A 13,317-nucleotide genomic window follows, 5' to 3' on the forward strand; every position below is an offset into this window, starting at 1 on the left:
GTCTGGAGGCACCGATGGACCGCTCGCCCGCGCCCGAGCCCTTCGAAGCGGGGCAGACCGCAGGATCAAGCGCCTCCGCTCCCCCACATCCCAGCGGCGGAAGCCACGAGCACCGCTGGCTCATCCTCGGCATCGTCGGCATCGCCCAGCTCATGGTGGTCCTCGACGCGACGATCGTGAACATCGCGCTGCCCTCGGCCCAGCAGGACCTCGGGTTCAGCGACGGCAACCGCCAGTGGATCGTCACCGCGTACGCGCTCGCCTTCGGCAGCCTGCTGCTCCTGGGCGGGCGCATCGCCGACCTGGTGGGCCGCAAAGTGGTCTTCCTCGCCGGTCTCGGCGGATTCGCGCTCGCCTCGGCCCTCGGCGGCGCGGCGTCCAGCTTCACCATGCTGGTGGTGGCCCGCGCCCTGCAGGGCGTGTTCGGCGCGCTCCTGGCGCCCGCCGCGCTTTCCCTGCTCACCACGACGTTCACCGACCCCAAGGAACGCGCCAAGGCGTTCGGCATCTACGGCGCCATCGCGGGCGCGGGCGGTGCGGTCGGTCTGCTCCTCGGCGGCGTCCTGACCGAGTACCTGGACTGGCGCTGGTGCCTGTACGTGAACCTGATCTTCGCGGTGTTCGCCATGCTGGGCGGCGCCCGGCTGCTGCACGGCGGCAGGCCCGCCGACCGCCCGAAGCTGGACGTGCCCGGCACCCTGCTGGTCTCCGCGGGCCTGTTCTGCATCGTCTACGGCTTCTCCAACGCCGAGACGCACGCCTGGAGCGACGTGGACACCTGGGGCTTCCTCGTGGTCGGCGCCGTCCTCGTGGCGGCCTTCGCCTGGTGGCAGACGCGGGCCGCGCATCCGCTGCTCCCGCTGCGGGTGGTGCTCGACCGGGACCGCGGGGCGTCGTTCCTCGCGATGTTCATCTCCGGCGCGGGCATGTTCGGCGTCTTCCTGTTCCTGACGTACTACCTCCAGCAGATCCTGGGCTACACGCCGGTCAAGACAGGGCTCGCGTTCCTGCCGATGGTCGCCGTGATGGTGGTGATCTCGGTCGTCACGACCAACGTGCTCGTGCCGCGGTTCGGCGCGAAGCCGATCGTCCCGCTCGGCATGGGCCTGGCGGCTGCCGCGATGGCCTGGCTCACCGCGCTCGACGTGCACAGCGGGTACGCGGCCCACGTGCTGCCGCCGCTGCTCGTCGCCGGTCTGGGGCTCGGCCTGGTCTTCGCACCGGCGATGAGCATGGCCACCGCCGGCGTCGCCGCGCATGACGCGGGAGTGGCGTCGGCGATGGTCAACACCAGCCAGCAGGTGGGTGGTTCGATCGGCACGGCCCTGCTCAACTCCCTGGCGACGAGCGCCGCCGCCAACTACCTCGTGGGCAGGGAACCGACGCCCCAGGTGAAGGCCCAGTCAGCGATGGAGAGTTACTCGACCGCGTACACATGGTCGGCGGTCTTCTTCGCGGTCGGGCTGATCGTTACGGTCGTGCTGTACCGCAGGGGAGCTCCGGTCCACTCGGACGCGGGCGGCGGCGCGGTGCACATGTAGGACGGAGGGGCGATGGCAACCGCACCGGAGGCCGCACCGGCGCAGGACGGCGACGGAGGCGTCGCGCTGGCTTCGGCCCGGGGCCGCTGGGTGCTCACCTGCGCCGTCCTCGCGTCCGGCATGGCGATGCTGGACGGCACGGTGGTGAACGTCGCCCTGCCCACCCTCGGCCGGGACCTGGACACGTCACTCGCGTCCCTGCAGTGGGTCGTCAACGCCTACATGCTCACGCTCTCCGCGCTGTTGCTGCTCGGCGGGGCGCTCGGCGACCGGATCGGGCGGCGGCGCACCCTGGTCATCGGCGTGGTGTGGTTCGCCGTCGCCTCGGCCCTTTGCGGGCTCGCGCAGAACGCGGGGACACTCATCGCGGCGCGGGCGCTGCAGGGCATCGGCGGCGCGCTCCTCACGCCGGGATCGCTCGCCCTGGTGCGTACGTCGTTCCGGCCGAAGGACCAGGCACGCGCGGTGGGCGCCTGGTCGGGGCTCGGCGGGGTGGCGGGCGCGGTCGGGCCGTTCCTTGGCGGCTGGCTGATCGACGGGCCCGGCTGGCGGTGGATCTTCCTGATCAATGTGCCGCTGGCGGCGCTCGTGCTCCTCGCGGTCCGGCATGTGCCGGAGAGCCGGGCCGAAGGCGCCGCCGAGAAGCCGTTCGACGTGACGGGGGCGTGCCTGGCGGCGCTGTTCCTCGCGGGCATCAGCTTCGCGCTGATCGGCGCCGCGGGAGACGCGTCGAAGGCAGCGGCGCTCCTGCCGGGGCTCGGCGGGCTCGCCGCCGGTATTGCCTTCGTCGTCGTCGAGCACCGCCGCCGCAACCCGATGCTGCCGCTCTCCCTCTTCCGCTCCCGCCTGTTCAGCGCGGCCAACGTGATGACGCTGTGCCTGTACGCGGCCATCGGCGGGCTCCTGTTCATGCTGCCGGTGCAGTTGCAGACGACGCTGGGCTACGACGCGTTGCAGGCGGGCACGGCGACGCTGCCGATCACGGTCCTGATGCTGCTGCTCTCGGCGGCCGCGGGCGATCTGGCGCGGCGGGTGGGGCCCACCTTGCCGCTGGTCGCGGGGCCGTTGACCGCGGCCGCCGGGGCGCTTTTGATGCTGCGGATCGAGCCCGGGGCGGCGTACGTCACGGAAGTCCTTCCCGCGGTCGTGGTCCTCGGCCTGGGGATGAGCCTGTTCGTGGCTCCGCTGACCGCCACGGTCCTCGCCTCGGTCGACGCGGGCCGCGCGGGTCTGGCGAGCGGCGTCAACAACACCGCGGCGCGGGTGGCCCAGATGCTGGTCGTCGCCGCGCTGCCGCTGGCCGTGGGGCTGTCCGGGACGGCGTACGCGGACCCCGAGGCGCTGAACTCGGCCTTCGGCAAGGCGGCGGTGGGCTGTGCGGGCCTGTTCGTCCTCGCGGCGGCAGCGGCGGCGGTCTTCATCCGCCCGCGACCCGACTCCTGGCACGAGGACGCGGGGAACACGCCGCGCTGCAAGTCCCACCTCGGCGTCGGGGCACCGCCGTTGGAGCCGGGCAAGGACTGCGCGGGGTAGCGGTGCCCGGAGCGTCAGACCGCCGCGTCAGGCGCCTCGCGCACGAAGAGGGTGACCGTCACGCTCTCCTTGAAGCCGTTGCGCCGCATCAGCGTGGCGGACGCGGTGTTGCGCGACTCGACGTCGGTCACCACGGCGGTGGCACCGGCGGCGGTCAGCGTGGCGCAGCAGGCCTGCACCAGATGGCTGGCGACACCCTTGCCCTGATGGGCGGGGGCGCTGGCGATCCACTCCAGGTTCCCCCAGTCCGCGCGCTGGTCGAACCCCATCGAGCCGAGGACGAACCCGGCGAGATCGTCACCGTCGAGCGCCACCCAGCAGGAGGAGGCGTCGGCGTCCAGATGCCGGGCGATCGCCGACAGCGACCAGGAGGTGTACGGCTTCACCGAGGTGTCGTAGAGCTCACGCCCCAGGGCGAGCACGTCGGCCAGATGGGTGGGAGCCATCCGTTCGAGAACGATCGGGGACCGCTGGTGGGCGGCGGCGGCTGACATGGGGACCTCCTGGGTCACTGACGCCGGGACCTGCGCGGGGCGGGGGCGGTGACCGGCTGCTTCTCACGCTATGAGGGCGCGGGGCGTCGCGCACGCCAGGACCGGCCGCCGCGGGGCCCACGGCTCAAGTGCGGAGCCCTTTAACAGACTGCTGCGGTAAGCGCCTATCGTGGTGCGCATGTCCGCTCCTGAGCTGATCCGCATCGTCTCCCGTTCCTCCCCCATGGCGCTGGCCCAGGTGGAGCGCGTACGCGCCGAACTCGCCGCGCTGCACCCCGGGATCCGTACGGAGGTCGTACCGGTCACGACCTCCGGGGACCGCTGGATGGGGGACCTCGCGAAGCTCGGCGGCAAGGGCGCGTTCACCAAGGAGGTCGACGCGGCGCTGCTCGCCGGTGAGGCGGACCTCGCGGTGCACTGCGTCAAGGACGTACCGGCGGACCGGCCGCTTCCGGCGGGCACCACCTTCGCCGCGTTCCTCAAGCGCGACGACATCCGTGACGCGCTCATCCACCCCGGCGGTCTCACCCTTGACGAGCTGCCCGCTGGAACTCGCATCGGCACGTCGTCGGTGCGCCGCATCGCGCAACTGGCCGCGTCACACCCGGAGTTGGAGTGCGTCCCGATGCGCGGGAACGCCGGCCGCCGGATGGAGAAGCTGGCCGCCGGCGACGCGGACGCGCTGCTCCTCGCCGTGTCGGGCCTCGAACGCATCGACCGGATGGACGTGGTCAGCGAGGTGCTCTCGGTGGAGACGATGTGCCCGCCGATCGGGGCGGGCATCCTGGCGCTGCAGTGCCGCGAGGAGGACACAGAGACCATCGACGCCGTGTCGGGCCTCGGCGACCCGGAGGCCTGGCGGGAGGCCACCGCCGAGCGCATGTTCCTGCACGTCCTGCAGGGGCACTGCAACTCCCCCATCGCCGGGTACGCGCGCTGCGAGCGGGGCGGCGACCTCTCGCTGCGCGCCCGGGTCTTCACCCCGGACGGCAAGACGGTCCTCAACGCCCACGAGTGGGCCGGGCCCCTCGACCCGGCGACACTCGGCACGTCCGTGGCGGTCACGCTGCTGCGCCAGGGCGCGCGCGAGCTGATCGACTCGATCGCGCACTGAACCTCTCTCGACCGAGGGTGCTCACGCGACGGTGACCCGCACGCCGACGGCGGCGATGGCGTCCAGCTCGCCACCGGCCGCCCCGGCGTCGGTGACGAGGGTGTGCACCCCTCCCGTCGGGCAGATCCTGGCGAACGTCGCCCTGCCGATCTTGGTGTGGTCGGCGACCACGACGGTACGACTGCTGTGTCCCGCGAAGGCACGGTCGGTGGCCGCCTCCAACTGGTCGTGCGTGGTGCACCCGTGGGCGGCGCTGATGCCGTCCACGCCGAGGAACGCGATGTCCGTGTGATGGTCGGCGAGCGTCTTCTCCGCGATGGGACCGACCAGTTCGTAGCTCTCGCTGCGGGCGGTGCCGCCGACCACGATCAGGGTGACGGTCGGGCGCAGGACGAGGGCGGCCGCGATGTTCACGGCGTTGGTGACGATCGTGACGGGGCCGCGGTCGGCGAGCAGCCTGGCCACTTCCGTGGTGGTGCTGCCGCCGGTGAGACCGACCACCGCACCGGCGGGGACCAGCCGGGCCGCGGCCCGCGCGATGGCCTGCTTCTGCGGGGAGCGCTGGTCGATCCGGTGCCTCAGCGGCACCTCGATGCTCACACCGCCGAGGACCGCGCCGCCGTGCGTGCGCTCGAGGAGCCGCTGGTCGCTCAGCTGCCGAAGGTCACGGCGCACGGTCGCCTGCGAGACGCCGAGCAGCCCGGCCAACTGCGTGACGTCCGCACTGCCCTGGGCGGCCACATGCTCAAGTATCCGCGCCTGGCGGTCGCTTCTCAGCACGGGGCGAGCATAGACCCCGGACGCCGACCCGAGCAGAGTCCCGCAGAAATCGTGAGTGTTTCTGCGCGAGTCGGCCAAGTGCTCTTCAGCCCTCATCCCTTGACATGACCGAAGCTGCTCGATTAACTCCCTGGCACGCCGATGCCGAGCACTCGGCGCAGAGGTACGCCTAGCCGGTAGGTGGCCACGGCCATGAGCCCGGACTGAGTCGCCAGGACCCTTCCCGTGTCCGAGGCGGGGACGTGCCCCCAGACATCTGGAGCTCTGAGATGAGCCTCAATCGTGTTCTGCGCAGGGGTGTCGTCGCGTCCGCGGCCCTCACGGCCACCGCGGCCGCCTGCCTGCTCGCCCCGTCGACCGCCTCCGCGGGCGCCACCGCCGCCCCGCTGCCGCCGCGTCACGCCGGTTTCGACTACCAGATCGGCGGCGCGTACACACCGCCCGCCGGGGTCGCGACCGTCAGCCGGGACGCGGCGGCGGCCCCCGCTCCCGGCCTGTACAACATCTGCTACCTCAACGCCTTCCAGGCCCAGCCGGGGGCGGAGGACGACTGGGATGCCGACCTGCTGCTGCGGGACGACAACGGCGATGTCGTGTACGACGGCGACTGGGGCGAGGCCGTCCTGGACATCCGCACCGCGGGCAAGCGCGAGCGCATCGCCGCCGAGGTCGGCGGCTGGATCGACGGCTGCGCCGACAAGGGCTTCCAGGCCGTCGAGCCGGACAACTACGACACCTTCACCCGCTTCCCCGACCTGCTGACGGCCAATCAGGCCATGTCGTTCATCGCGCTGCTCTCCGCGCACGCCCACGAACAGGGTCTGGCCGTCGCGCAGAAGAACACTCCTCAGCTGGCCGGTGAGCGTGCACGGACCGGGCTCGACTTCGCCGTCGCCGAGGAGTGCGGCGCGTACGACGAGTGCGCGGACTACACCTCCGCGTTCGGCGACGACGTCCTGGTCATCGAGTACACGGACGCCGGTCTGCGCAAGGCCTGCGCGGGCTTCGGCGACCGGCTCGCCATCGTGCGCCGCGACGTCGGCGTGACGCCCGCGGGCAGCGACGGACACGTCCGCAAGACCTGCTGACACCCTCGGCCCCTCCGGCCTCCCCCTCTCCCTCCCCCGCCGTGGACGTTCCGGCCCCTGGCCTGCGCGCACCCATGAATTTCCCGCGCCGCGGGCGCACCCCATCCCCCTGGAGGCAGTGATGAGCACAGGACCCCGAGCGCCGGGCCACCCGTCACGGCGCAGTGTGCTGCGCGTGGGCGGCGCGGCGGCGATGGTGGCGGGAGGGGGCACGCTGGCCGGCTGCGGCACGGGGCCCGCCGACGGGGTCGGACCCGACGGGCGGGTGACCATCCAGCTGTGGCACGGGCAGACGGACACCGCGGCGAAGGTCCTGAAAGGCCTGGTGGCCCGCTTCCACGCCGCGCATCCGGACATCAGCGTCGACATGGGCGGCGGTGTGCTCGCCGACGCCATGCTCCAGAAGATCACCGCCGCGCTCGCCGCTGGCTCCTACCCCGATGTCGCCTACGTCTTCGGCTCCGACCTGGCCAGCGTCGCCCGGAGCCCCCAGGTGGTCGACCTGACCTCCCATGTACGTGCGGGGCCGACACCATGGCGCAACTTCTGGGGCCCGGCCCGGCAGGCCGTCACCGTCAACGGCCGGGTCCGTGCGATGCCCGCGCTCCTGGACTGCCTCGCCGTGGTCTGCAACAAGAAACTGTTCGCCGACGCGGGACTCGATCTGCCCGAACCCGGCTGGACCTGGCAGGAGTTCACCGACACGGCACGCCGGCTGACCGACGCCTCCCGCGGCCGTTTCGGCACCGGCTGGCCCGGCACCGGCGACGAGGACACCGTGTGGCGGGTGTGGCCGATGGTGTGGGACCTGGGCGGCGACGTGATCGCCGACGACGGGCACGGCATCGGCTTCGCGCGGGAGGGCGTACGCGCGCTCGAGGTCGTACGGGACCTGGTGCGCGACAAGAGCGTGTACGTCGACCCCAAGCCCGGCAGCGAGCAGATGTACCAGGTCTTCCTCTCCGGACGGATGGGCATGGTGCCCACCGGCCCCTGGCAGCTGCCGGACATCTCCCAGGCCGAGGTCGACTACCACGTCGTGCCGATGCCCAGCTTCAGCCGCCGCCCCGTGACCATCTCGGGCCCCGACACCTGGACGGTCTTCGACAACGGCGAGGCCCGGGCACAGGCGGCTCGCACCTTCGTCAGCTGGCTCAACCAGCCTGCTCAGGACAGCCGTTGGGCCGTCGAGGCGGGCAGCCTCCCGCTGAGCCGACGCAGCCAGGACCGTCCCGCCTGGCGCGAGCACGCCACCGACATGCCCGGCCTTCCGGTGTTCACCGAGGCGGTCACATCGGCGCGGGTCCGCCCCGTGCACGCCGCCTACCCCCGCATCTCCCAGTCCCTCGGGCAGGCGGTCGTTTCCGTGCTGCTCGGCCGCAAGAGCCCCGCCGACGCGGTGCGTTCATGCGCCGACGAGGCCAACGCCGCCCTGCTGATACCGCGTTGAGGACCGATATGCCGTCACTTCCCCGCCCCCTGACCCTGCCGCCGGACCCGTCCGGCCAACGCGCCCTGCGCCGCCGACGCCGCGGAGAGACCGCCACCGCCTGGGCGTTCATCTCCCCCGCCGTCCTCGTCATCCTCGGTCTGAGCGTCTTGCCGGTCGTGTGGTCGCTGCTGCTGTCCTTCCAGGCCAACGACCTGGTCACGCCCAGCCGTTGGGTGGGCCTGGACAACTACCGTGCGCTGGCCCAGGACCCGCACTTCAGCCAGGCCGTGCGCAACACCCTGCTCTACACCCTCTTGTACGTGCCCTTGAGCATCGCCGTCGGACTGGTCCTCGCCCTGGCACTGAACCGGCGGATCCGCTTCGTCGGCCTGTACCGCACCCTGTTCTTCGTGCCGTTCGTGATCTCGGCCACCGCCCAGGGCGTGCTGTTCTCGTTCATCCTCGACCCCGAGTTCGGGGCCGCCAACTCCGTGCTTCACCGTCTGGGGATCTCGCCGCAGGGCTTCCTCACCGACTCCTCGCAGGCGCTGTTCGTCCTGGTCGCCATCACGCTGTGGAGCGGCACCGGGCTGTGCACCGTCATCTACCTGGCCGCACTGCAGGACGTCGAGCAGTCGCTGATCGAGGCGGCCCGCCTGGACGGCGCGGGGCGGTGGCATCTGCTGCGCCACGTGACACTGCCCGCGCTCTCCCCGGTCAGCGTGTTCCTGCTGCTGTGGCAGACCATCCAGTCCCTTCAGGTCTTCGACCTCGTCTATGTGACGACCAAGGGCGGACCGCTCGGGTCGACCACGGTGATCGTCTACTTCATCTGGGAGCAGGCCTTCAAGAACTTCACCGCCGGGTACGGCGCAGCGGCCGCCTACGTCCTGGCGCTCGCCTTGTTCGTGGTGGCCGTCGTGATGCGCGTGGTCCGTGGCCGTGGCCCCGGCCGCGCACGCACCCTTCGTACGAAAGCAGCCGCCTGATGACCGCGACCACCACCGCACCCGAGGCCACCGCGCGCCGGGCCGCCGAGCCCGCCGCCCCGCGCCGCCACCGCCGCTTCCGGTTGCCGTTCAGTGGCTGGCACGCGCTGCTCGCACCGCTGGCCCTGCTCTTCGCGGTGCCGCTGATCTGGCTGCTCCTGAGCTCGGTGATGAGCAACGCCGAGATCAACCGCTTCCCGCCGGCGCTGTGGCCCTCCAGTGTCGATCTGGGCGGCTACCGCTATGTGCTCGGCAACGCCATGTTCCCGCGCTGGCTGCTGAACTCCGCGATCGTCTCCGCCGTCGCGGTCACGTCGAACCTCGTCTTCGGCGCGCTCGGCGGCTACGCGTTCGCGCGGATGCGCTTCCGCGGCTCGCGGATGCTGCTCGTGCTGATGCTGGCGACGATGGCGGTGCCCTTCCAGCTGACGATGATCCCCACCTTCCTCGTGATGAAGAAGCTGGGCCTCATCGACACCCTCGGCGCCCTGATCGTGCCCTCCCTGGTCACGCCGTTCGCGGTGTTCCTGCTGCGGCAGTTCTTCCTCTCCCTGCCCAGGGAGCTGGAGGAGGCCGCCTGGATCGACGGCTGCTCGCGGCTGCGGGTCCTCTGGTCGATCGTGCTGCCGCTGGCGCGGCCCGCGCTCGCCACGGTGGCCGTACTGACCTTCCTCACCACGTGGAACGACCTGACCTGGCCGCTGATCGCGATCAACCACGACACCCAGTACACGCTGCAGCTGGGACTCACCACCTTCCAGGGGCAGCACCACACCCGCTGGTCCGCGGTGATGGCGGGCAACGTGATCACCGTCCTGCCGGTCCTGGTCGCGTTCCTCTTCGCGCAGAAGGCCTTCATCCGCTCGGTCACCTCCAGCGGCCTGAAGGGCTGACCCTTCCCGCCGCGTCCTTCCCCGCTCCCTCGCACGATCCGAAGGAAATCGATGTCCCACTCGTACGATCTGCTCGTCATCGGGGACGCCAACCCCGATGTGATCCTCGGCCCGCTCACCGGGCCGCTCGCCTTCGGCCAGCGCGAACAACTCGTCGGCGCCGGGTCCCTGACCCTCGGCGGCTCGGCCGCGATCATGGCGTGCGGGGCCGCGCGCCTGGGCCTGAAGGTGGCCTTCGCCGGGCTTGTCGGTGACGACGAGGCCGGCCGCTACACGCGTGACGCGCTCACCGCACGCGGCGTCGACACCCGCGCGCTGCGGACGGACACCTCCCGGCCGACCCCGCTCACCGTCGTGCTCACCCAGGACGACGACCGAGCGATCCTCACCTCTCCGGGCACCCTGACCGCCGTCAGCGGCGACGACGTCCCCGTCGAGCTCCTGGCCGACGCCCGGCACGTCCACGCCGCCTCGTACTTCCTCCAGCCCCGCCTGGCCGCCGACCTGCCCCGGCTGCTGCGCACCGCACGATGGCACGGCGCGAGCACGTCCTTGGACACCCAGGACGACCCGTCGGGGCGATGGGACCGGGCAGCCCTCGACGCCGTGCTCGCCGAGACCGACATCCTGCTGCCCAACGCCCGGGAGGCCCTGCACCTGGCGGGGGCACCGACCGGCAGCAGCCCGGAGCGCGCCGCCGAACTCCTGTCCGCCCACGTCCCGTTGGCCGTGGTCAAGAACGGCGCCGCCGGCGCCCTGTGCCACAACGGCCACACCCTGCTGACCGCACCGGGCCTTCCCCTGACCCCCGTCGACACCGTCGGCGCCGGGGACAGTTTCGACGCCGGATTCATCGCCGCGCTCCTCGACGCACGGCCGCCGCACGAGGCGCTGCGGTTCGCCGTCGCCTGCGGGTCGCTGTCCACCCGCGCCCACGGCGGCACGTCGGCCCAGCCCACGCGGGACGAAGTCCTCGCCCACACCACCCTGAGCGGAGCGCACGCCTCATGACCCATCCCAAGATCGCCTTCATCGGCGCCGGCAGCGTCGTCTTCACCCAGGGCCTGCTCGCCGACCTCTTCGCCTTCCCCGAGCTGAAGGGTGCCCATATCGCCCTGCACGACATCGACGCCGAACGCCTGACCACCGCGCAGGCAGCGGCCGAGTACATCGCCGGCCACCTCGGCGCGCACGCCACCGTCACCCGCCACGCCGACCGGCGCGAGGCCCTGGCGGGCGCGGACTTCGTCATCAACATCGTGCAGGTCGGCATGGGCGAGGCCACCCGCACCGACTTCGAGGTCCCGGCCCGATACGGTCTGCGCCAGACCATCGGCGACACCCTCGGCATCGGCGGCATCTTCCGCGCCCTGCGCACCTTCCCGCTCCTGAAGGCCCTCGGCGAGGACATCGCCGAACTCTGCCCGGACGCCTGGCTCCTCAACTACACCAACCCCATGGCCATGAACATCCAGTACCTCACCCAGGCCACCGGCCTGACCCGGGTGGTGGGCCTGTGCCACTCCGTGTACTGGACCATGCGGGATCTGGCCGAGCTGATCGACGTCCCGTACGAGGAGATCACCTACCGGGCGGCGGGCGTCAACCACCAGGCGTGGGTGCTGCGATTCGAGCACCAGGGGCGCGATCTCTACCCACGGCTCGACGAACTCATCGCCGGGGACGCGCAGTTGCGGCGCCGGGTCCGCGTCGACATGTACCGGCGGCTCGGCTACTACCCCACCGAGACCAGCGAGCACTCCTCCGAGTACGTCCCCTGGTACCTGCACCACGACAAGGAGATCGAGCGCCTGCGCCTGCCGGTCGGCGCCTACCTCGGCATCGTCGAGGAGAACGTCGCCGCCTATCACCACACGCGCGACGCCCTGGCCGCCGGTGAACCGCTCACCGTCGAGGGCACCATGGAGTACGCCCCGCAGATCATCCACAGCATCGTGACCGGCGCCCCGCGCACCGTCTACGGCAACGTCCCCAACCACGGCCTGATCGACAACCTCCCGGGCCATGGGGTGGTCGAGGTCCCCTGCCTCGTCGACGCCTCCGGCATCCAGCCGACCCGCGTGGGCTCCCTGCCCCCACAACTCGCGGCGCTCAACCGCACGTACCTCAGCATGAACGACCTGGTCGTACGCGCCGCCCTCGACGACGAGCCACGCCACATCCGGCACGCCGCGATGACCGACCCGGCCACCGCGGCGGCGCTGCCGGTGGAAGAGATCTGGCGGCTGTGCGACGACATGGTCAGCGCCCACGCGGAGCGCCTCCAGCCGTCCTTGCGCCCTCTGCTGGGCGACTGACCGGCCGACGCCCGGACATCCAGCACCCGGCACCCCACCCATCGCATCGCCTCCACTTGACCTGATGGAGAAAGCACCCGCCATGTCGCTCACAAGCCAGGAAATCGACTCACAGCCGCAGTGCTGGGAGTACGCGCTGAAACAACTCCCGGAATACGCCCAGGCGTTGCCCGCCAAGGGTGAGCGGGTCGCCGTGATCGGCTGCGGTACGTCGCTGTTCATGGCCCAGGCCTACGCGCACCTGCGGGAGGACCTGGGGCACGGCCCCACCGACGCCTTCCCCGCGTCCGCGGCCCGGCTGCACCGCCCGTACGACCGCATCCTGGCCCTCACCCGTTCCGGCACCACCACCGAAATCCTCACCGCCCTCGGGGCGGCCCGCTCCTCCGCGCGCGTCACCACCCTCACGGCGGTGCCCCGGTCGCCTGCCGCGCGCGCCGCCGACGACGTGATCATCCTCGACCACGCCGATGAGCGCTCCGTCGTGCAGACCCGCTATCCGACCACGCAACTCGTGCTCCTGCTCGCCCACTTGGGACACGATCTCGACCGGGCGCTGACCGACGTGACCACGGCCCTGAGCGCGCCGCTCGATCCACGGCTGCCTGCCGCGGAGCAGGTGACCTTCCTCGGCGAGGGCTGGCACGCCGGGCTCGCGCACGAGGCGGCGCTCAAGGTGCGTGAGGCGGCGGCCCGGTGGACCGAGTCCTACCCGGTGATGGAGTACCGCCACGGGCCCATCGCGGTCGCCGGTCCCGGACGAGCCGTGTGGAGCCTGTCTCCGCTGCCCGCGGAGCTGGCCGCCCGGATCGAGGACACCGGGGCGTACCTCCGCGCCCCCGAGCTCGACCCGCTCGCCGAACTCGTGCTCGCCCAGCGTCTTGCCGTACGGCTCGCCGAGGACGCGGGGCGCGACCCCGACAAGCCGGCCCATCTGACCCGCTCGGTGGTCCTGTCCTGAACCGCCCGGCGCCGGCCTGACCGTCAACCTGCCCGCCGAGGCCCAGGCTGACGTACGTAAGATCGACATCGCGTCACATTTCGCCACACGGAAGGGCCGCGAGGCCCGCCCCCGGTGGACCCGCGGCGCGTTGACCCGGCGGCTGCCCGCACCGACAGCCGCCCCCGAACGAAA

General features: G+C 71.8%; 12 protein-coding genes. 10 read left to right on the plus strand and 2 right to left on the minus strand.

Annotation, left to right across the window (positions count from 1 at the left end; all coding sequences use genetic code 11):
* Window positions 1-14 precede the first annotated feature (14 nt).
* Both ACWGIH_RS05145 and ACWGIH_RS05150 read left to right on the plus strand, forming a co-directional pair.
* Window positions 15-1,541, plus strand: coding sequence for an MFS transporter (locus ACWGIH_RS05145; protein WP_453449576.1), 1,527 nt, complete (start codon window positions 15-17; stop codon window positions 1,539-1,541).
* 12 nt (window positions 1,542-1,553) lie between these two features.
* Window positions 1,554-3,074, plus strand: coding sequence for an MFS transporter (locus tag ACWGIH_RS05150; RefSeq protein ID WP_453449575.1), 1,521 nt, complete (start codon window positions 1,554-1,556; stop codon window positions 3,072-3,074).
* A 14-nt stretch (window positions 3,075-3,088) separates the two neighbouring features.
* Here the strand turns inward: ACWGIH_RS05150 and ACWGIH_RS05155 are convergent, their stop codons facing one another.
* Entirely contained in the window at window positions 3,089-3,568 is a 480-nt protein-coding gene (locus ACWGIH_RS05155; protein ID WP_453449574.1) for a GNAT family N-acetyltransferase, read from the minus strand.
* A gap of 178 nt (window positions 3,569-3,746) precedes the next feature.
* On the opposite strand from ACWGIH_RS05155, the gene hemC reads away from it, so the two are divergent.
* Window positions 3,747-4,682 carry a hydroxymethylbilane synthase gene (hemC, locus tag ACWGIH_RS05160; RefSeq protein WP_453449573.1) on the plus strand — a complete coding sequence of 312 codons (936 nt, stop codon included), beginning with the start codon at window positions 3,747-3,749 and terminating at the stop codon, window positions 4,680-4,682.
* 21 nt (window positions 4,683-4,703) lie between these two features.
* Here hemC and ACWGIH_RS05165 read toward each other — a convergent pair whose 3' ends face one another.
* On the minus strand, window positions 4,704-5,462 hold the full coding sequence (locus ACWGIH_RS05165) for a DeoR/GlpR family DNA-binding transcription regulator (protein ID WP_453449572.1): 759 nt from the start codon (window positions 5,460-5,462) through the stop codon (window positions 4,704-4,706).
* A gap of 269 nt (window positions 5,463-5,731) precedes the next feature.
* Here ACWGIH_RS05165 and ACWGIH_RS05170 point away from each other — a divergent pair, with 269 nt between their 5' ends.
* From ACWGIH_RS05170 to ACWGIH_RS05200, 7 genes are all read left to right on the plus strand, one after another.
* Complete coding sequence (locus ACWGIH_RS05170; protein ID WP_453449571.1) at window positions 5,732-6,550, plus strand: endo alpha-1,4 polygalactosaminidase; 819 nt, start codon at window positions 5,732-5,734, stop codon at window positions 6,548-6,550.
* 121 nt (window positions 6,551-6,671) lie between these two features.
* The gene (locus ACWGIH_RS05175; RefSeq protein WP_453449570.1) at window positions 6,672-8,000 is read left to right on the plus strand and encodes an ABC transporter substrate-binding protein; all 1,329 of its coding nucleotides are present in this window, start codon (window positions 6,672-6,674) and stop codon (window positions 7,998-8,000) included.
* Window positions 8,001-8,008: 8 nt separating this feature from the next.
* Window positions 8,009-8,971, plus strand: coding sequence for a carbohydrate ABC transporter permease (locus ACWGIH_RS05180; RefSeq protein ID WP_453449569.1), 963 nt, complete (start codon window positions 8,009-8,011; stop codon window positions 8,969-8,971).
* Window positions 8,971-9,864 (plus strand): carbohydrate ABC transporter permease, encoded by an 894-nt coding sequence (locus ACWGIH_RS05185; protein WP_453449568.1) that lies wholly within the window; start codon window positions 8,971-8,973, stop codon window positions 9,862-9,864. The genes ACWGIH_RS05180 and ACWGIH_RS05185 overlap by 1 nt, the downstream gene beginning before the upstream one ends.
* A gap of 51 nt (window positions 9,865-9,915) precedes the next feature.
* The gene (locus ACWGIH_RS05190) at window positions 9,916-10,875 is read left to right on the plus strand and encodes a carbohydrate kinase family protein (protein WP_453449567.1); all 960 of its coding nucleotides are present in this window, start codon (window positions 9,916-9,918) and stop codon (window positions 10,873-10,875) included.
* The gene (gene melA / locus ACWGIH_RS05195) at window positions 10,872-12,182 is read left to right on the plus strand and encodes an alpha-galactosidase (RefSeq protein ID WP_453449566.1); all 1,311 of its coding nucleotides are present in this window, start codon (window positions 10,872-10,874) and stop codon (window positions 12,180-12,182) included. The genes ACWGIH_RS05190 and melA overlap by 4 nt, the downstream gene beginning before the upstream one ends.
* An 82-nt stretch (window positions 12,183-12,264) precedes the next feature.
* Complete coding sequence (locus ACWGIH_RS05200) at window positions 12,265-13,143, plus strand: SIS domain-containing protein (RefSeq protein WP_453449565.1); 879 nt, start codon at window positions 12,265-12,267, stop codon at window positions 13,141-13,143.
* The last annotated feature ends 174 nt before the right edge of the window (window positions 13,144-13,317 follow it).

The sequence above is a fragment of the Streptomyces sp. NPDC054872 genome, assembly GCF_053610705.1.

Coding starts and splice junctions, on each gene's coding strand:
- hemC (WP_453449573.1), top strand. CDS start 3,747: ATGTCCGCTCCTGAGCTGATCCGCATCGTCTCCCGTTCCTCCCCCATG.
- ACWGIH_RS05175 (WP_453449570.1), top strand. CDS start 6,672: ATGAGCACAGGACCCCGAGCGCCGGGCCACCCGTCACGGCGCAGTGTG.
- ACWGIH_RS05185 (WP_453449568.1), top strand. CDS start 8,971: ATGACCGCGACCACCACCGCACCCGAGGCCACCGCGCGCCGGGCCGCC.
- melA (WP_453449566.1), top strand. CDS start 10,872: ATGACCCATCCCAAGATCGCCTTCATCGGCGCCGGCAGCGTCGTCTTC.
- ACWGIH_RS05150 (WP_453449575.1), top strand. CDS start 1,554: ATGGCAACCGCACCGGAGGCCGCACCGGCGCAGGACGGCGACGGAGGC.
- ACWGIH_RS05155 (WP_453449574.1), bottom strand. CDS start 3,568: ATGTCAGCCGCCGCCGCCCACCAGCGGTCCCCGATCGTTCTCGAACGG.
- ACWGIH_RS05190 (WP_453449567.1), top strand. CDS start 9,916: ATGTCCCACTCGTACGATCTGCTCGTCATCGGGGACGCCAACCCCGAT.
- ACWGIH_RS05145 (WP_453449576.1), top strand. CDS start 15: ATGGACCGCTCGCCCGCGCCCGAGCCCTTCGAAGCGGGGCAGACCGCA.
- ACWGIH_RS05200 (WP_453449565.1), top strand. CDS start 12,265: ATGTCGCTCACAAGCCAGGAAATCGACTCACAGCCGCAGTGCTGGGAG.
- ACWGIH_RS05180 (WP_453449569.1), top strand. CDS start 8,009: ATGCCGTCACTTCCCCGCCCCCTGACCCTGCCGCCGGACCCGTCCGGC.
- ACWGIH_RS05170 (WP_453449571.1), top strand. CDS start 5,732: ATGAGCCTCAATCGTGTTCTGCGCAGGGGTGTCGTCGCGTCCGCGGCC.